The sequence below is a fragment of the Pseudomonas peli genome, assembly GCF_900099645.1.
GTDB classification, from domain to species: Bacteria; Pseudomonadota; Gammaproteobacteria; order Pseudomonadales; family Pseudomonadaceae; genus Aquipseudomonas; species Aquipseudomonas peli.
Genome location: NZ_FMTL01000001.1, coordinates 494,605 through 511,493, shown reverse-complemented (window position 1 = coordinate 511,493; position 16,889 = coordinate 494,605). Strand labels below are relative to the sequence as shown.

17 protein-coding genes are annotated in these 16,889 nt (G+C 59.1%); 8 read left to right on the top strand and 9 right to left on the bottom strand.

Translation table 11 applies throughout. From position 1 onward, the window contains the following. Positions 1 to 126 precede the first annotated feature (126 nt). Positions 127 to 1,011, top strand: coding sequence for an EamA family transporter (locus BLO50_RS02530; protein ID WP_090248460.1), 885 nt, complete (start codon positions 127 to 129; stop codon positions 1,009 to 1,011). On the opposite strand, the gene BLO50_RS02525 is transcribed toward BLO50_RS02530, so the two are convergent. The 3 genes from BLO50_RS02525 to sstT form a co-directional block, all read right to left on the bottom strand. After that, positions 1,008 to 1,259, bottom strand: coding sequence for a hypothetical protein (locus BLO50_RS02525; protein ID WP_090248459.1), 252 nt, complete (start codon positions 1,257 to 1,259; stop codon positions 1,008 to 1,010). The two genes, BLO50_RS02530 and BLO50_RS02525, sit on opposite strands and share 4 nt — an antisense overlap. Before the next feature lie 149 nt (positions 1,260 to 1,408). Beyond that, positions 1,409 to 1,690 (bottom strand): peptidylprolyl isomerase, encoded by a 282-nt coding sequence (locus BLO50_RS02520; RefSeq protein WP_090248458.1) that lies wholly within the window; start codon positions 1,688 to 1,690, stop codon positions 1,409 to 1,411. 197 nt (positions 1,691 to 1,887) lie between these two features. Continuing rightward, positions 1,888 to 3,108, bottom strand: a complete 1,221-nt coding sequence (sstT, locus tag BLO50_RS02515) for a serine/threonine transporter SstT (protein ID WP_090251141.1) — start codon at positions 3,106 to 3,108, stop codon at positions 1,888 to 1,890. 272 nt (positions 3,109 to 3,380) lie between these two features. Here sstT and BLO50_RS02510 point away from each other — a divergent pair, with 272 nt between their 5' ends. Continuing rightward, positions 3,381 to 4,043 (top strand): YceH family protein, encoded by a 663-nt coding sequence (locus BLO50_RS02510; protein ID WP_090248455.1) that lies wholly within the window; start codon positions 3,381 to 3,383, stop codon positions 4,041 to 4,043. Between the two features lie 60 nt (positions 4,044 to 4,103). Here BLO50_RS02510 and BLO50_RS02505 read toward each other — a convergent pair whose 3' ends face one another. Beyond that, on the bottom strand, positions 4,104 to 4,577 hold the full coding sequence (locus BLO50_RS02505) for a hypothetical protein (RefSeq protein WP_090248454.1): 474 nt from the start codon (positions 4,575 to 4,577) through the stop codon (positions 4,104 to 4,106). Between the two features lie 446 nt (positions 4,578 to 5,023). On the opposite strand from BLO50_RS02505, the gene BLO50_RS02500 reads away from it, so the two are divergent. The 4 genes from BLO50_RS02500 to BLO50_RS02485 are packed head-to-tail and all read left to right on the top strand — an operon-like array spanning position 5,024 to position 8,933. Continuing rightward, positions 5,024 to 6,265: a glutamine synthetase family protein gene (locus BLO50_RS02500; protein ID WP_169852831.1), complete on the top strand. Its 1,242-nt coding sequence runs from the start codon at positions 5,024 to 5,026 to the stop codon at positions 6,263 to 6,265. A 54-nt stretch (positions 6,266 to 6,319) separates the two neighbouring features. After that, positions 6,320 to 7,636 (top strand): MFS transporter, encoded by a 1,317-nt coding sequence (locus tag BLO50_RS02495; RefSeq protein WP_090248452.1) that lies wholly within the window; start codon positions 6,320 to 6,322, stop codon positions 7,634 to 7,636. Further along, a complete protein-coding gene (locus tag BLO50_RS02490) occupies positions 7,633 to 8,325 on the top strand; it encodes a TIGR04283 family arsenosugar biosynthesis glycosyltransferase (protein WP_090248450.1) in 693 nt (230 codons plus the stop codon). Before BLO50_RS02495 ends, BLO50_RS02490 begins: the two co-directional genes overlap by 4 nt. Beyond that, positions 8,322 to 8,933 carry a TIGR04282 family arsenosugar biosynthesis glycosyltransferase gene (locus BLO50_RS02485; protein ID WP_090248449.1) on the top strand — a complete coding sequence of 204 codons (612 nt, stop codon included), beginning with the start codon at positions 8,322 to 8,324 and terminating at the stop codon, positions 8,931 to 8,933. The genes BLO50_RS02490 and BLO50_RS02485 overlap by 4 nt, the downstream gene beginning before the upstream one ends. Here BLO50_RS02485 and BLO50_RS02480 read toward each other — a convergent pair. From BLO50_RS02480 to flgA, 4 genes are all read right to left on the bottom strand, one after another. Beyond that, the gene (locus BLO50_RS02480; protein WP_090248447.1) at positions 8,930 to 9,679 is read right to left on the bottom strand and encodes a flagellar brake protein; all 750 of its coding nucleotides are present in this window, start codon (positions 9,677 to 9,679) and stop codon (positions 8,930 to 8,932) included. The two genes, BLO50_RS02485 and BLO50_RS02480, sit on opposite strands and share 4 nt — an antisense overlap. Before the next feature lie 80 nt (positions 9,680 to 9,759). Further along, entirely contained in the window at positions 9,760 to 10,227 is a 468-nt protein-coding gene (locus BLO50_RS02475; protein ID WP_090248446.1) for a flagella synthesis protein FlgN, read from the bottom strand. A gap of 85 nt (positions 10,228 to 10,312) precedes the next feature. Further along, the gene (flgM, locus tag BLO50_RS02470; RefSeq protein ID WP_090248444.1) at positions 10,313 to 10,657 is read right to left on the bottom strand and encodes a flagellar biosynthesis anti-sigma factor FlgM; all 345 of its coding nucleotides are present in this window, start codon (positions 10,655 to 10,657) and stop codon (positions 10,313 to 10,315) included. Positions 10,658 to 10,815: 158 nt separating this feature from the next. Next, entirely contained in the window at positions 10,816 to 11,574 is a 759-nt protein-coding gene (gene flgA, locus BLO50_RS02465; RefSeq protein ID WP_090248442.1) for a flagellar basal body P-ring formation chaperone FlgA, read from the bottom strand. Between the two features lie 73 nt (positions 11,575 to 11,647). On the opposite strand from flgA, the gene BLO50_RS02460 reads away from it, so the two are divergent. Together BLO50_RS02460 and cheR are read left to right on the top strand one after the other, a co-directional pair. Beyond that, a complete protein-coding gene (locus BLO50_RS02460) occupies positions 11,648 to 12,580 on the top strand; it encodes a chemotaxis protein CheV (RefSeq protein WP_090248441.1) in 933 nt (310 codons plus the stop codon). 44 nt (positions 12,581 to 12,624) lie between these two features. After that, complete coding sequence (gene cheR / locus BLO50_RS02455) at positions 12,625 to 13,452, top strand: protein-glutamate O-methyltransferase CheR (protein ID WP_167354419.1); 828 nt, start codon at positions 12,625 to 12,627, stop codon at positions 13,450 to 13,452. A gap of 74 nt (positions 13,453 to 13,526) precedes the next feature. Here the strand turns inward: cheR and BLO50_RS02450 are convergent, their stop codons facing one another. Continuing rightward, positions 13,527 to 16,610, bottom strand: coding sequence for a transglycosylase domain-containing protein (locus BLO50_RS02450; protein WP_090251139.1), 3,084 nt, complete (start codon positions 16,608 to 16,610; stop codon positions 13,527 to 13,529). Positions 16,611 to 16,889 lie beyond the last annotated feature (279 nt).

Below are 16,889 nucleotides of genomic sequence, written 5' to 3'. Positions count from 1 at the left end.
GCACCTGTGGCGCAGCAATCTGCCGATCAGTGTTGTGCTGTACGGCTTATTTGCCGGGTTTCTGTATGGGCGTTATGGCGCTGCTGGCCGCTTTAATAAGCGCTGATTGATTAATCTGGAGCGTCCATGCAACCCAAGGATTTACTGCTGGCCCTGGTGGTGATCATCGTCTGGGGCATGAATTTTGTGGTGATCAAGATCGGCCTGCATGAGATGCCGCCGATGCTGCTGGGGGCCCTGCGTTTTCTTCTGGCGGCCTTTCCTGCCGTGCTGTTTATCAAGCGCCCACAGATTCCGCTGCGTTGGCTGCTGGCCTATGGCGTGACCATCTCGCTGGGGCAGTTCGCCTTTTTGTTCTCGGCTATGTCCGTTGGCATGCCGGCCGGTCTGGCATCGCTGGTGCTGCAATCGCAGGCGCTGTTTACCCTGCTGTTTGCTGTGCTGTTGCTGGGTGAGCGTTTTCGCCTGGCCAACCTGTTCGGCCTGCTGGTGGCGGCCGGTGGGTTGCTGCTGATTGGCTCGCAGGGTAATGGCCTGATGACCCTGGCCGGTTTTCTTCTAACGCTTTGCGCTGCCGCCATGTGGGCGCTGGGCAATATCGTCACGCGCAAGTTGGGTAAGGTGAATCTGGTGGGGCTGGTGGTGTGGGGCAGCCTGGTGCCGCCGCTGCCGTTTTTTGCGCTGTCCTGGCTGATGGAAGGCCCCGAGGTGATCGAGTTTGCGCTGCGCGGCTTTAGCCTGGATACCTTGCTGGTGCTGGTCTACCTGGCATTCGGCGCGACCATTCTGGGCTATGGCCTGTGGAGCCGCTTACTGTCGCGCTACCCAGCCAGCCAGGTGGCGCCGTTCTCGCTGCTGGTGCCAGTGGTCGGACTGACCTCATCGGCATTGCTGCTTGATGAGCGCCTGAGCAGCCTGCAGCTAGTCGGTGCGCTGTTGGTGATGCTCGGTTTGCTGCTGAATTTTTGCGGCGGTTGGTTGCAGGAGCGTTTGCGCGCGCGTTGGACTTAACGTTTACCCATGGCGCGGCGAGTCCCACTTGGCGCTGGGCCGATCTTCTTTTCATGGCTCGACTTGTTGCCCTTCTGGTGCCAGGGCTGATCGTCCTGTTTGCCGGAAGCGGCTTTGGCGGCGCCGAACAGCGAGGCAAAGCCGCTGGCTTTGACCGCGTTGGTGGCGTTGCTCTCGCTGGTGGACGGCGCGGCGCTGTCGGCAGGCTGAACGGCGAGGGTGGGTTCAGCTGCTGGAATCTGGGTCATGGCGAGGTCCGCGGGTGCGAGAAGAAAAGGCCGGCGAGTATACCTGGCTATTGCCCGAGGTTCTGGACTGTTGGTCAGTGGCGTGGTGCCCGATGGGCGCTGCGCCAAATAGGATTCGCCGGGCCTAGCGGCCCAGCGAAGAGGCAGGATCAGTCCTGGCGGCTGGTCACTTCCAGCAGGTGATAACCGAACTGGGTCTTCACCGGGCCTTGCACCACGTTGATTGGTGCGCTGAATACTACGGTGTCGAATTCCTTGACCATCTGGCCTGGGCCGAACGAGCCAAGGTCACCGCCGCTGCGGCTGGACGGGCAGCTGGAGTTGTCTTTGGCGACTTGGGCGAAGTCGGCACCGCCTTCGATTGCGGCTTTCAGTTCGTTGCACTTGTCTTCGCTGGCAACCAGAATGTGACGGGCAGTGGCGCGGGCCATGGGAATTACTCCTTATAAAGAAGCGGCAAAGCCTACCGGAATCGTTCGGTTATTCAAACGCTGGGCGTGCGACGTTTATCGGTTGAGTAATAAAAGCTGCCTGGAGCGCTGATTCACGCTGCGTTGCGTTGAACCCTGAATGGCGTGCATAAAAAAGGCTTACCCGTGGGTAAGCCTTTTGTTGTTTCGGCCAGCGTTTAGCTGCGTTGTTGCTCAGCTTGGCAGGCGGCGGCGGTGAACAGCACGTCGGTGGAGGAGTTCAGCGCGGTTTCTGCAGAGTCCTGCACGATGCCGATGATAAAGCCGACGGCAACCACCTGCATGGCCACATCATTGGGGATGCCGAACAGGCTGCAAGCCAGCGGGATCAGCAGCAGCGAACCGCCGGCAACCCCTGAGGCTCCACAGGCGCAGATCGAGGCCAGCACGCTGAGCAGCAGCGCGGTAGGCAGGTCCACGGCAACGCCCAGGGTGTTTACGGCGGCCAGGGTCAGAACGCTGATGGTGATGGCGGCACCGGCCATGTTGATGGTCGCGCCCAGTGGGATCGACACCGAGTAGGTTTCCTCATGCAGGCCCAGACGCTGGCAGAGCTGCAGGTTGACCGGAATGTTGGCCGCCGAACTGCGGGTAAAGAACGCCGTCAGGCCGCTTTCGCGCAGGCAAGTCAGCACCAGCGGGTAGGGGTTGCGGCGGGTCTTGAAATAGACAATCGCCGGGTTGGTCACCAGGGCGACAAACAGCATGCAGCCCACCAGTACCAACAGCAGGTGCAGGTAATCGAGCAGAGCAGACATGCCTGATTCAGCCAGGGTGGCCGCAACCAGGCCGAAAACCCCCAGTGGCGCCAGGCGAATCACCAGTTTGACGATGCTGGTAACTGCGTCAGAAAGGTCAGCGAGCATTTGCTTGCTGCTCGGGCTGGCGTGACGGAAGGCAAAACCCAGGGCAATGGCCCAGGCCAGGATGCCTATAAAGTTGCCTTTTAGCAGGGCGTTGACCGGGTTATCCACCACATTCAGCAGTAGGGTCTTCAGCACTTCGCTGATGCCGCCGGGTGGCGACAGTTCAGCGCTGTTGCTCACCAGGGTCAGGCTGGACGGGAAGGCAAAGCTGGCGGCTACTGCAATCAGCGCGGCGCTGAAGGTGCCGATCAGGTACAGCAGCAGAATCGGTTTGATATGGGTCTGCTGGCCGTGCTGATGGTTGGCAATCGACGCCGCCACCAGTACGAATACCAGCACCGGAGCCACGGCCTTCAGCGCCGAGACAAACACCGTACCGAGGAAGCTGACGCTTGCCGCGGCTTCAGGCAGAAACAGCGCCAGGGCGATACCAGCCACCAGGCCGATAGCAATTTGCAGCACCAGGCTGGTGCGGTTGAGCAGTTGGATAAGCGGATGTTGGGCAGTGGTCATGACATGCATCTCTACTTGGCGGGCAGGCCTGCGATCTCTTTTTATTGCCTGCCGGGCTCGGGGCGCCGGGGCTGGATGCATGGCTGCAGTGCGCGTTATGAGGCTTTTCGCGGGGGATGAAACAAGGCCACGCTGAAAAATAGCGCGCGACTCTACCACAGTGACCCGCTGTTACGCGCTGGCGCAGTGCCGCCCCGCCCAGCGGCAGTCATGCCTATCAACCGGTCGTCAGGCGGGCTAGGCTAGGGCCTTTGCGAGGCCATGAGGTGGTTATGTCCAACGAAGATGCGAACGCTATGGCGGTTGAAACCCTGACGATCGTCGAAGCGCGGGTACTGGGTTGCTTGATCGAAAAGCAGCTGACCACCCCCGAAGCCTATCCCCTGACGCTGAATGCCCTGGTGCTGGCCTGCAATCAGAAAACCAGCCGTGAGCCGGTGCTCAACCTTACTGCCGGCCAGGTCGGCCAGGCTCTGCGCAGCCTGGAGGGGCGAGAAATGGCGCGCCTGGTAATGGGCAGCCGGGCGGATCGCTGGGAGCATCGCGCCGACAAAGCGCTGGAACTGGTGGCGGCGCAGGTGGTGCTGATCGGTCTGTTGCTGCTGCGTGGCCCGCAGACTATCAACGAGCTGCTGACCCGCAGCAGCCGCATGCATGATTTTGATGATGTCGAGCAGGTGCAGCATCACCTTGAGCGCCTGATCAGCCGCGAACTGGCCTGCCTGTTGCCACGCCAGTCGGGGCAGCGTGAAGACCGTTATATGCATGTGCTGGGTGACCCAACGGATTTGCAGGCGGTATTGGCAGCCAGAGCCGGTGAGCCGCAGCGCGCGACGGCGGGCGGTCAGCAGGATGAGCGCCTGGAAGCTTTGGAGGCGCGGATTGCGGCGCTGGAAGAGCGCTTGGCGCAGTTGGAGTCGCCCCTAAACGCATAAAGCACCCATTGGGTGCTTTATGCGAGAAGCGTCAGAAGGTTAGCTGATACGACTGCTTAATTAGGCAGTTTTCCCCGGGGTTTGCGGTTTGTATGTGCGGTCGGCACTGCTTTCCGCTACCTGCATGTGCTCCATTTGGGGCTTATAAGTGCGGTCAGCACTACTTTCGGCGACACGAAGGTTTCCCATCTGCGGTTTGTGGGTTCGGTCGGCACTGCTTTCCGCTACCTGTATGTGCTCCATTTGGGGCTTATAAGTGCGGTCAGCACTACTTTCGGCGATACGAAGGTGTTCCATCTGCGGTTTGTGGGTTCGGTCGGCACTGCTTTCCGCTAACTGCATGTGCTCCATTTGGGGCTTATAGGTACGATCAGCGCTGCCTTCAGTTTGCAGGTTGCTACCAAAACCCATCAGGGTCTTCACGCTGCTGTCCTGCTTTTCACCCAGCAGTGGCTGCGGGTTGTTCTGTGGCAGGGCAAAGGCGCTGATGGACAGGCTGCTCAGGATCAGGGCGGTGAGAATTTGCTTTTTCATGTTCAGGCTCCTCGTAAGGGCGGTTGTAAGTGAGTACGGAGCCAATCATACGGATGAAAATTTGATGAAGAAGTGCAGGCTGGGCATGGTAATCATCGACGGCATCGATAGTTGAATTAATAGTTTATTTATCATGTAGTTATATTTATTTTTGAGTGTCTATACGATGGTTTTTGGAGCGATTGTGCATGATCATTAATATCTAATTAGTCGATATATTTGACTGCGTAGCTTGCGCGTCAGGTATCGGGTGTGGCTTTGCTTGAAATATCGAACGCCTGGTGCGTATTTTGTGCGCCTCGCCGTGCAACTGCGGCCTTTTGCATCAATAAGGACAACAGCAAATGAGTACCCTCGACCGCACCGCCCTGGCTGAGTTGCTGCGTGGTGTTGATGAAGTTGAATGTGTAACGCCTGATCTCAACGGTGTGCCGCGCGGCAAGGTGATGACGGCTGAGGGTTTTCTGGAGGGACGGCGCTTGCAGTTGGCGCGCGGGGTATTGCTGCAATGCATCATGGGTGGCTATCCGGCGCCGTGTTATTACGGCAGTGATGACGGTGACCTGGCCTTGAATGCAGAACCGACACAGATTCATCGGCTGCCCTGGAGTGAAACGCCGCGCGCACTGGCCATCTGTGATGCTGATGAACTGGATGGACGCAGTTCCGGGTTGTCGACCCGCGGCCTGCTTAAGCAGGTAATTGCGCGTTACGCCAGTCATGGTTGGCAGCCGGTGGTGGCGACCGAGCTGGAGTTTTTCGTGTTTGCCCGCAATGCCGATCCGCTGCAGCCATTTCAGCCGCCGCTCGGGCTCGATGGCCGGCGTGAAGACGGCGGCTCGGCCTTCGGTGTGAGTTCCAACAACGGCCTGCGTCCGTTCTTCCGTGAGGTTTATCAGTGCATGGCGGCGCTAGGGTTGCCGCGCGATACCTTTATGCACGAGATGGGCGTCAGCCAGTTTGAGATCAACCTGCTGCACGGCGATCCGCTGCTGCTAGCGGATCAGACTTTTCTGTTCAAGCACCTGCTCAAGGAGGTCGCACTCAAGCATGGCCTTGCTGTGGTGTGCATGGCCAAGCCGCTGGCGCATACCCCGGGCAGCTCAATGCATATTCATCAGAATGTGGTGGAGCAGGGCAGTGGGCAGAATATCTTCAGCGCGGCCGATGGCCAGGCAACGCCGGCGTTCTATCAATTTATTGCCGGTCAGCAGGCCGCTATGGCTGATTTCACTCTGCTGTTTGCCCCGCATGTAAATTCCTATCAGCGCCTTTGTCATCCTTATGCATCGCCGAACAATGCCTGCTGGTCGGAGGATAATCGCGCCGCAGGCCTGCGCATTCCGGCCAGTGCGCCAGTGGCGCGGCGGGTGGAAAACCGCTTGCCGGGCGCCGATGCCAATCCTTATCTGGCGCTGGCGGCGAGCCTTGCGGCGGGTTTGTATGGGATTGAACAGCAGCTGCAGCCCAGTGCGCCGATCCAGGGTGAGTTCGAGGTCCCGGACGAATTGGCGCTACCCTGTACCATGCATGCCGCGATCGAGCGTCTCAAGCGCAGTGCACTGGCGCAGGAACTGTTTGGTGCCGAGTTCATCGAAGGCTACATCGCCAGCAAGACGCTGGAACTCACCAGTTTCTTTGATGAAATTACCCCGTGGGAGCGCCGCGTACTGGCGTCCCATGCCTAGAGTCTGACCGCCGAGCAGGGTTTCGGCGGCTTTTATGGAGACACCAGCCGCCCCATGTCTGTGATCCTCAAGTCATTTAGTTCACTGTATTTCGCCACCCTGTTGATGCTATTGGGCTCGGGTTTGTTGAGCACTTACCTGGCGTTGCGGTTGGCGGAAACGGCCGATGGACTCTGGGTCGGTGCGCTTATGGCGGCCAATTACCTGGGGCTGGTGCTGGGCGGCAAGATTGGCCACCGTCTGATTGCTCGGGTGGGTCATATCCGCGCCTATGTCGCCTGCGCCGGTGTGGTCACCGCTGCGGTTCTCGGGCATGGCTTGAGCGACTGGTTACCCAGCTGGTTGCTACTGCGGATGCTGGTCGGCCTGGGCATGATGTGCCAGTACATGGTGATCGAGAGCTGGCTCAATGAGCAGGCGGAAACCAGCCAGCGTGGTCAGGTGTTTGCCGGTTATATGGGGGCTTCCTACCTCGGCTTGATTCTCGGCCAGCTGGTGTTGGTGGTACACCCGACGCTCGGTCTTGAGCTGCTGATGTTGGTGGCATTGTGCTTTGCCCTGTGCCTGGTGCCGGTGGCCTTGACCCGCAAGCTGCACCCTGCACCCTTGCATCCAGCCCCGCTGGAGATGCGCTTCTTTATCGACCGTGTGCCGTTGTCGCTGACCACCATTGTGGTCGCGGGGCTGCTGATTGGTTCGTTCTACGGCCTGGCGCCGCTTTATGGCACGCGCATGGGTTTGTCCACTGAGCAGATCGGTCTGTTTATGGGTTGCTGCATCATCGCTGGCCTGGTGGTGCAGTGGCCGTTGGGCTGGTTGTCTGATCGGCATGACCGCGTGCAGCTGATCCGTGGCTGTGCCGCGTTGCTGGCGCTGGCTGCGCTGCCTCTGGCGATTCTGCCGCAGGCCAGTTTGCCGCTGTTGTTTGCCGGCGGTTTTGCGGTGTGTGCCTTGCAATTCAGCCTCTACCCGCTGGCGGTGGCCCTGGCCAATGACCATGTTGAAGCCGAGCGGCGGGTATCACTGACGGCCATGCTGCTGGTGACCTTCGGTGTCGGCGCCAGTATCGGACCGTTGCTGGCGGGCGTGCTGATGCGCTTTCTCGGCGCGAACATGCTGTATGCCTTCGTCTGCGGCTGCGCACTGATTCTGGTGCTGCGTATCCGTCCGGAGCGCGTCACCCATCTGCATCAGGTCGACGATGCGCCGCTGCACCACATTCCTATGCCTGACAGTACCATCAGTTCGCCGTTGACGGCGGCACTTGATCCTCGCGTCGATGAGCAGGTGGTGCAAGAGCAGATGCATGACACCAGTGCCGTGCAAGCGCCTGAAGGTGAGTCGCCTACCCAGCCAGAGCCGCGCGGATGAAACCGTTGCTAAGCGTGGTGATTCCTGCACGCAATGAAGCGCAAGCCTTGCCCGCATTGTTGGATGATTTGGCGGGGCTTCGTGCCTCTGGTGCCGAATTGATCCTGGTCGATGGCGGTAGCAGCGATAGTACTTGTGAGCTGGCACTCGGGCGGGTTGATCAAATACTTCGAGTGGCCCCTGGGCGCGCTTTGCAGATGAATGCCGGTGCGGCGGTGGCTTGTGGTGAATATGTGTGGTTTTTGCATGCCGACACGCGGGTCAGTGCCGCGTCGCTCATGCGTTTACACGACGTGCTAAGTGAGCGACCTCTGTGGGGGCGCTTCGATGTGCGTTTATCTGGGCAAGGGCCGGCACTGCGGCTGATTGGCGCGATGATCAGTTTGCGTTCGCGCCTGAGCGGTATCGCCTCGGGTGATCAGGGGATTTTTGTTGCCCGACAGTCCTTTGACGCGTTGGGCGGTTATGCACAGATCCCCTTGATGGAAGATTTACACCTGTGCAAGCGACTTAGGTCGCTGGCTCGACCGCGCTGTTTGCGTCCGCCCTTATTGACCTCCAGTCGGCGCTGGGAGCAGAACGGGATTGTGCGTACTGTGCTGCTGATGTGGCGCCTACGGCTTGCCTACTACTGTGGTGTCAGTCCAGCAAAGCTGGCCCGCCAATACCGCCGAGGGTCATGGCTATGAACCTGTCGATCTCATTGCACCTGCTTGCTCGTTCACCGGTCGCGGGGCAGGTAAAGACTCGCCTGATTCCAGCCCTGGGTGCTCAGGGGGCCTGTGACCTGCAGCAAATGCTGCTAGAGCGCGCATTGCAGTTACCGGCTCACGGCTTTGCTGAGCGTTTTCTCTGGTTGGATGGCGTTCCCAGTACAAGTCTGCAGGCGCTGGCGCAGCGCCTTGGCTGGACGTTGGTCGAACAACCGGCTGGTGATCTTGGCGAGCGCATGCGCCGTATCGCCACGCTAGGGCTGGCTGAAAGTGATGCGGTGATCCTGATCGGTAATGACTGTCCGGCGCTCAATGGCGACTACCTGCAAGCAGCTTGTAGCACATTGCAGGAGCGGTCTGTCGTGATTGGGCCTGCGGAGGATGGCGGTTATGTGCTGCTAGGGCTGCGTTGCATAGAGGCAGCTTTATTCAGTGAGATGCCATGGGGCACTGAGCGAGTGCTGGATATGACACTGCAACGCCTGCAGCAACTGGACTGGCATCCGGGGCTGCTGCCTGCGTTGTGGGATGTGGATCGACCTGAAGATTTGTCTCGCCTGGCGGCGCTGAATATCGTGATCTAGAACAGTCCGTCACTTTCAAAGCGCCGCGCTTCGCGCTGCAGCTGGTAGACGAAGCGTTCAACCAGGCGCTGTTCCTGGCCATTTATGCGGTGAAAACGTGCTCCGACAAAAGTGGTGTCTACCTTGTCTTCATATTGAACGTGTCGCATTTCGATGGCCGTGGTCATGGCGCCGAAAGGAAAGCGCGCAGTAAACCGCTCATAGACCTGGCCCGCCTGAAGGCTGCTGGTGATGTTGCCGGGGAAGCGCAGCTTGCAGCCGGTTGCAGAGATATCCAGCAAATGCCCCGGTACGGCTGTACGCAGCTTATCGCCGGCGAGCTCAATTTTGATTAGCTCACTTTGCTTAAGCGGCGCGCGGAATGCACTACGCCGTTGGTGATAGGTCACCTCAAGCGGCATCGGGCTGAAGTAGCAGCGCGCGCCTTCATGCTCGGTAATGCGCACGCTCTGTTCACATGTCCAGGCTACACGCACGCCTTCATGGAAGGCTTCTACGTTGAATGTTTCGCCATTGGCCAAATAGCGCTCGCCGTCATTTGGCACTAACTCATCGAGAATCAGCAGATTTTTATCGCGGTTGACGTCAATGACGTAGCTCTGGAAACGTTGGTTGCGTTCGTTGAAGGTGATGATCAGTGGGTCATGGTTTTGTTGCAGTTGGCGCAGGTTGGCAACTATTTCCACCGGTGCCTTGAGCACCTTGGGCGGCTGCGGGCCATCTTCCTGGCTAAAAGGACTGGACACGGTCCATAACTCTCCGAGCAAATACTATGGCACTAGCATACTGGCAATATGACAGTATGTCCCCTGTGCCTTGTTGGGTTTCAGGCCTGGCTAAGCGGGCGCTGCTGGCCGATTCTAGCGGCACTACCGCGGCTGTCATAGAGGCTGGGTGTCTCGTTGCCGCGCAGAATGCCGAGCATGCTGTGAGCGGACGCCTGACTGGAACGAATCAACCGGCCATTGCGCAGATTGGCCGCTTGGCAGCGTTCGAGCAGGCTGTTGAGCTGGTCGCCACGCTCCAGCAACAGCTCGCCCTGATTGGACTGAGCTGCAAGCGTTTTCAGGCCTGCACGGTCGGTACTGAGGTTAAGACTGCTAAGCAGCTGGCTGCGTATCTTGCCGTGCTGGTCGAGCAGCGTCAGCAACGGCAGTTTTTCCGTGAGGATACTTTGCAGGCGAGGGAGGTCGCGGTCGCTGAGGGCTTGAAATTCGGTGTCGATCAATTCAAGCAACTGCTCGGCGGTGCCGATATCGTTGGTGAACAGTTCAAGCAACTGGGTGTCGTGCATCGCAGGCTCTTCGGGGTAACAGGCACTGATGCGAGTAGCATTCAGCGTCTATTGGGCGACCAATTACCCCAGCGTAGCCCGGTGACTAGCGCTGGGATTCGAAATTAAGCAGTTTGCCGGCAACGCGCTGGCTATCAACTTGGTAGCTGCCGTCTTCAATCGCTTGCTTGAGTTGGGCAACGCGCTCTTTATTGACGGTCGGCTGGTCGCGCAACTTCTCGCTGACTTTCTGCAGCTGTTGCGCATCACGGCTCAACTGCACGGACTCACCGCTTTTGCCGGCCTGTTGTGCCTGCTCGACAGGGTTGGGGACGTTGCCAGGCTGTTTGCCGCTGATGGCTTCGTTCTGGCCACCGGCCTGCGCACTGCCGGCCCGCCCCGAATTGGCTGGCGATGCGGCATTGTTGAGCCGGTTGATATCAATGACCATGATGCAAAACCTCGAACAGAGTTTGGACGCTTGCCTAGCTTGTCGGCATTGCCCTGGAAAACTTTAGGGCAAAAAAGTGTGCGCCAACTAACAGTCTAAACACAGTGTGGATAATCGTCAGCTCACCGAGTGAACAAAGTTTAAAACAAGAATCATGCCTACATCGCTACTTCAACCTGTCCAGGGCCGATTACACGGGCTCTGATCACTCTGTTCGAGCGTTGATTGCGCACACTGATCTGCTTGCCAATTATGCCGTCAGATAAGGCTTCGCCTTGCATTCGCACGCTGATACCTGCGCTGCGCGCGCTGATAACAACCTGATCACCTTTGCGGATGGCGTCGGCCATTTGCACATGGATGGGCGCAAGCACCTGGTCGGGTAACAAAGGGCGCGTCAATTTTTTGCCGATAGCTTGCTTAAGTGCAGTGAGATAACCCTGGTTGAGTAGGCCGACATCCCGCTCAGCCAACATCACGTCCATTTGTGTCAACAGGATGTCGCGCTTCAACGGTCGGCTGGCGATCACCACTTCGCGGTACAGGCGCACTTGTCCGGGCACAAACACCGTCCAAGGCGAGGCGCCGTCACAGCGTACGCGCAGGGTGACACGGCCAATCGGCTCCGCAGGGCTTTCCAAGGTTGTGGTCAGGGGCTGCTGGCACTCTGGCAGGCGCAAGCGTGGGTCGAGTTGGTTGATTTGAATCTCATGGCGGCCAGCGATGTTGCTACGCTGTAAATAATCGTTCACCGCTTGCTCAAGAAAAACTTCGCCAGCGCCGATAAGTTGTTCAGGTCGTGTGGCGTTGGCTGTTGCCAAAGCGCTATAGCCGACTGCCAGCAAAGCGGGTACAACTGCCAGCCAGTAGCGGCATTTTGCCAGTGAGTGTCGGTTCGTTGTCGTTTCAGTGTTCATATGGGTTAGATAGCAAGGCGCGTGCCGCCTGCTACGCTGACAGCAATCTGTTACTCAAATAAGGAGTTTGGGTATGGCCGGTGTGATGGATTCGGTTAACCAACGAACTCAGTTGGTTGGGCAGAATCGTTTGGAGTTGTTGCTGTTTCGTCTGAACAGCAACCAGCTGTATGGGATCAACGTGTTCAAGGTGAAAGAGGTGCTGCAGTGCCCCAAGCTCACCATCATGCCGAAATCGAGCCCGGTTGTTCGTGGTGTCGCCAATATCCGTGGCGGCACTATCCCGATTCTTGATTTGTCCATGGCCACCGGCAGCGCGCCGCTGGCTAACATCGACAACAGCTTTGTCATCATCACTGAATACAACACCAAGGTTCAGGGCTTTCTGGTGCACTCGGTAGAGCGCATCGTCAACATGAACTGGGAGTCGATTCATCCACCACCCAAGGGCACCGGTCGTGACCATTACCTCACAGCGGTCACCCACCTTGACGACAAGATGGTTGAAATCATTGATGTCGAGAAGATTCTGGCCGAAGTGGCTCCGACATCCGAAGTTATCTCTGAAGGTGTTCTGAATGCGGAGACCCAGGCCCGTGCGGTGAGTAAGCGTGTGCTGACCTGCGATGACTCATCAGTGGCGCGTAAACAGGTTACTCGCTGTCTGGAAACTGTCGGCGTGGAGGTGGTTGCGCTTAACGACGGGCGTCAGGCACTGGACTATCTGAAGGCGATGGTGGACGAGGGCAAGAACCCTGCAGAAGAGTTTTTGATGCTGATTTCCGACATTGAGATGCCGGAAATGGATGGCTATACGTTGACCGCGGAGATCCGCGCAGATCCGCGCATGCAAAAGCTGCACATCATCCTGCATACTTCGTTATCGGGCGTGTTCAACCAGGCCATGGTGAAGAAAGTCGGCGCGGATGATTTTCTCGCTAAGTTTCGCCCGGATGACCTGGCTGCACGGGTAGCTGACCGCATCAATATCGCGGCAGGGGACTGAGGGCTTTGCCCTCAGTGAATCATATGTTTGTCGAGGCCTCGCGAGTGTCTACAGGTAATTTGGATTTCGAGCAGTTCCGGACTTTCCTGGAAAAAGCCTGCGGCATTCTGCTTGGCACCAACAAGCAGTATCTGGTTTCCAGTCGGCTCAACAAGTTGATGGAGCAGAACAGCATCAAGACCCTGGGTGAGCTGGTGCAGCGCATGCAGACCCAGCCGCGCAGTGGTTTGCGCGAGCAAGTGGTCGATGCCATGACCACTAACGAAACCCTGTGGTTTCGCGACACCTATCCGTTCGAGGTGCTGAAGAACCGCGTGCTGCCGGAGATGATCAAGGCCAGCCCTGGTCAGCGCCTGCGCATCTGGTCAGCAGCCTGCTCGTCGGGGCAGGAACCCTATTCGCTGTCGATGACCATCGACGAGTTCGAGAAGACCAATATCGGTCAGCTCAAAGGCGGCTTGCAGATTGTTGCCACCGACCTTTCGCCAACCATGTTGATCAACTGTAAATCCGGTGAATACGACAGCCTGGCGATGGGCCGCGGTCTTTCCCAGGAGCGCCTGCAGCGTTATTTCGACCCCAAGGGGCCGGGGCGCTGGGTGGTCAAGCCGGCCATTCGCAGCCGCATTGAGTTCCGTCCACTGAACCTGCTGGACAGTTACGCCAGCCTGGGCAAGTTCGATGTGGTGTTCTGCCGTAACGTGCTGATCTACTTCTCGGCCGAGGTGAAGAAGGACATCCTCACGCGTATTCATGCCATGTTGAAACCGGGCGGTTATCTGTTCCTGGGGGCTTCTGAAGCGCTCAATGGTCTGCCTAACCATTATCAGATGGTGCAATGCAGCCCTGGGATCATCTACAAGGCGAAATAGTCGCGGCAAGGTTCAATAAAAACGGGAGGCCATTGGCCTCCCGTTTTTATTGCGGACAGTTTTTTGCTCAGGGTCTACAAGGTTCTGGCCTGAGCCGCCGGCATAGGTGGCAAGCACTGGCTGTGGGTGTCCGGTTGAAGGTAGGGCAGCAGAATTGGTGCCATGCCTTTGAGCACCTGCACCGGCAGCGCTGAGGTGAAACGGAAGCTTTCTGCGGCGCGGCCTGGGACGAAGGCGGTGAGGGTGCCGTAGTGGCGCGGGCCGAGGTAGAACACAAAGGTTGCGGTGCGGTTCATCGCCCGTGAGCTGAGCACCCGACCTCCTGCACCGACGGTTTCAATGCGGTTATCGCCTGTGCCGGTTTTGCCGCCGACCTTGAGGGGTTGGCCATCAGCCTGGGTAAAACTGCCGAGCAGGCGCCGCGCGGTGCCGGCTTCAACTACATCGGCGAGGGCGCTGCGCAGCGCCGCTGCGACTTCCGAGGCCATCACTCGCTTGCCTTCGGCATGGTCGCGCACCACCAGGGTGTCGTAAGGCGTATCAGCGGCGAAATGCAGACTGTCGATGCGCGCGGTGGGCTGCCGAATGCCATCGTTCTGAATAATGCCAACCAGCTCGGCCAGCGCAGCCGGCCGATCGCCAGAGCTGCCGATGGCGGTTGCTAGCGACGGGACTAGGTGGGCGAAGGGGTAGCCCAGGTTTTGCCAGCGCCGATGAATATCGAGGAAGGCCTCTACCTCCAGCATGATGCGGATGCGGCTGTCGCGCGCGCTCTTGTGGCGACTGCGGAACAGCCAGCCGTAGACTTCCTGGCGTTCGTCCTGGCTGGCGGCCACCGCATTGCTGAAGGTCGCTTGCGGTTGTTCGATCAGGTAGCCCAAGAGCCACAGTTCAAGCGGGTGGACGCGAGCGATATAGCCCTGGTCAGGCAGGCTGTAGGTGCCGGGGCCGTAACTCTTATAGAGCTCGGCGATGCGCCTATCGCTGAGTTTTTCCTGGGGCAGGTACTTGCGCAGGAAGGCGGCGAAGCTGGCTTCGTCTGCATGCGGCATCAGGTAGCGGTGTACGGCAGCGAGGCGTACCGAGGTGTGGCGCAGGCCGTTGAGGAAGGTGTCCAGGCGCTGTTGCTCGGGCTGGCCCTGGTATTTACGCCAGAAACGCAGCAGGAAGGTGGTGCCTTCGCGGTCGGCGAAGTCTTGCAGGTAGGCCTGGCGGCGCGGGTCCTTGTCGTCCTTGAGCAGTTCGGCGCTGTTGTTCGGGCCCTGGTAGGTGCTGTAGCGCACCAGATCGCGCATCAGGCGGATAAATGGCAGATTGAGCGACTCGCGCAGGGCTTCGCGCATGCTGGCGATGCGCTGGTTATCTTCGCGGCGGAAGTTGGCAAAGGTGTGAATGCCGCCGCCAGTGAAGAAACGCTCGCCCGGGCTGGCCGAGTATTTGCGCTCCAGCGCGGCATCCAGCATGGCCGGTAGGCTGGCGTTGGGGGTGCTCTGCAGATAGCCGATGGCCCAGCGGGTGAGGTTGTCCTGAGCGTTGACAGCGCGCAATTCGCTGGCGCTTTGGCCGGCATGGCGCTGGTGCAGCTCGGCAATGATTTCCAGGTAGGTAGCCAGCACCCTGAGCTTGGCGGTGGAGCCCAGCTCCAGCTTGCTGCCTTCATTGATGTCGAACGGCTGGTCTGTGCTGTCGGTTTGCACCCTTACCACGCTGCCGTTACTGGTGCGCTCGAACAAGGTGAAGCTGTAGCGCACATCGGCAGTCTTTTCCGGGGACAGCAGACGCTCGCCAAACAGGCCGATTTGCCCGGCAAACTCCGGGTCGGCCAATTGCTGCAGGTACTGGCTGGCGGCTTGCTGCAGCTGGTTGTTCAGCGTGCTGGTGGCGCTCAGGTCGAGGCGATCCAGGTCATACAGCGGCATGTTGAGCATGGCTGACAGGCGTGCCCGCGAAACGCTGATGCCTTTGTTACCGTCCACCACCTGCAGGTTGGGCTCCAGGGCCCAGTCGCGGTAGACCAGTGACTGGTTCAGTGCCGCATCGCGTAGCGCCGCGTCAATCAGGCCGCCGCCGGCCAGCAGACGGATATGGCTATCGGTCAGTTCGGCCAGGTCATTACGGCCCTGAGCCAGGTAATACGAGGGGCGGCGCTGGGCAATCATCAGGGCCAGTACCTGACGCAGCGCCAGGCCGCGCTCGGCCAGGCTGGCATCTGGCGAGCGCGCCGGGTCGAGCAGCAGATTGACCTGGGTGAAGTCCGCGCCGAACCAGATGCGCAGGCCATCGGCCAGGCCATGCACTTCGCCATGCCCGGGGGCGGCGGAGAGCGGCACGCTATTGAGGTAGTCGCGCACGATATTTTCCCGCGCAGCCAGTGTCTGCGGGCCGCTCTGGTAGGCGCGCACGCTGGCGGAAAGCATCTGCCGCAGTTTCTCCGTGGCCGACAAGGTCAGGCCATCCGGGGAGTGGCGGTACTTCTCCAACTGGGTGGCCAGCGTGCTGCCGCCGGCAGACTGGTCCTGCATGTCCAGCAGCTTGCCAACCTGGGAGATGGCTGCCATCACAAAGCGCGGCCAATCCACCGCCGGATTGGCCAGCGGCTGCTCGGGGTCGAGCAGCTTACGGTTCTCGATAAACAGCAGGCTGCTGGCTACCAGTGGCGGGATGGCGTTGAAGCTTGGGTAGCGCTGTTGCGGGTAGCGAAATTCATAGAAGGGCGTGCCGCTGCAATCACTGATGCGCAGGCCACTCTGGATTTTTTCCGGGTAGGGGATAAACAGGCCTCGCTGGGCATAGCTGAGCAGGGCGGGGGAGAACTGCGCCTGCTGCTGAACGATGTAATTGCGCTGGCCAAGGCGTTCCAGCATCAGGGGCAGGTAGGTATAGCCCTGGCGCTTATCGAAAGGGCCTTCTTTGGGGTAGATGATCGACGGGCTGGGACCTGGCTTGACCTGGTAGCTCAACGTTTGCGCATAGCGGCTGAGTTCCTGAGCCTGAAAGCGTGAGGTGCGCACTTCCTCGGCCAGCCAAAAGCCGGCAGCGATGCACAGCAGTAAAACCAGCAGCCAGAAAGTGACCTTCACTTTACTGATGCGCTTGCGCCGGTTAGGTGGTTCGCCGGCCGGCAGGGTGGTGATATCGAGTTGCCAAGGTGCGCCCATATTCATTTAGCCTGATGTACTCATCCATAGGTTTGACAGGTTGCTGAATAACATCAGCGGGCTTGAGCACTGAGTTCCTCTCAGCTGGCCACTGCCTGTAGTTTAGTCGTTGGTGCAGTAGGTAAGCCGGGATGGGCTTGGCAGCCGGAAGATTTTTTGCTGATTTTTATGCGCGGCTGTTGGATTAAGTGATCAGCGGCAACACCGCGATACGGGAACTGGTGCACGATTGTGGTGATGCTGCGTTGAGGCGCAGTTGGCTGGAATTTTGCCGTGACG

Bases quoted from the DNA above. Each gene is read 5' to 3' on its own strand.
- BLO50_RS02530 (WP_090248460.1), top strand. From the start codon at position 127: ATGCAACCCAAGGATTTACTGCTGGCCCTGGTGGTGATCATCGTCTGG.
- BLO50_RS02525 (WP_090248459.1), bottom strand. From the start codon at position 1,259: ATGACCCAGATTCCAGCAGCTGAACCCACCCTCGCCGTTCAGCCTGCC.
- BLO50_RS02520 (WP_090248458.1), bottom strand. From the start codon at position 1,690: ATGGCCCGCGCCACTGCCCGTCACATTCTGGTTGCCAGCGAAGACAAG.
- sstT (WP_090251141.1), bottom strand. From the start codon at position 3,108: ATGACCACTGCCCAACATCCGCTTATCCAACTGCTCAACCGCACCAGC.
- BLO50_RS02510 (WP_090248455.1), top strand. From the start codon at position 3,381: ATGTCCAACGAAGATGCGAACGCTATGGCGGTTGAAACCCTGACGATC.
- BLO50_RS02505 (WP_090248454.1), bottom strand. From the start codon at position 4,577: ATGAAAAAGCAAATTCTCACCGCCCTGATCCTGAGCAGCCTGTCCATC.
- BLO50_RS02500 (WP_169852831.1), top strand. From the start codon at position 5,024: ATGACGGCTGAGGGTTTTCTGGAGGGACGGCGCTTGCAGTTGGCGCGC.
- BLO50_RS02495 (WP_090248452.1), top strand. From the start codon at position 6,320: ATGTCTGTGATCCTCAAGTCATTTAGTTCACTGTATTTCGCCACCCTG.
- BLO50_RS02490 (WP_090248450.1), top strand. From the start codon at position 7,633: ATGAAACCGTTGCTAAGCGTGGTGATTCCTGCACGCAATGAAGCGCAA.
- BLO50_RS02485 (WP_090248449.1), top strand. From the start codon at position 8,322: ATGAACCTGTCGATCTCATTGCACCTGCTTGCTCGTTCACCGGTCGCG.
- BLO50_RS02475 (WP_090248446.1), bottom strand. From the start codon at position 10,227: ATGCACGACACCCAGTTGCTTGAACTGTTCACCAACGATATCGGCACC.
- flgM (WP_090248444.1), bottom strand. From the start codon at position 10,657: ATGGTCATTGATATCAACCGGCTCAACAATGCCGCATCGCCAGCCAAT.
- flgA (WP_090248442.1), bottom strand. From the start codon at position 11,574: ATGAACACTGAAACGACAACGAACCGACACTCACTGGCAAAATGCCGC.
- BLO50_RS02460 (WP_090248441.1), top strand. From the start codon at position 11,648: ATGGCCGGTGTGATGGATTCGGTTAACCAACGAACTCAGTTGGTTGGG.
- BLO50_RS02450 (WP_090251139.1), bottom strand. From the start codon at position 16,610: ATGGGCGCACCTTGGCAACTCGATATCACCACCCTGCCGGCCGGCGAA.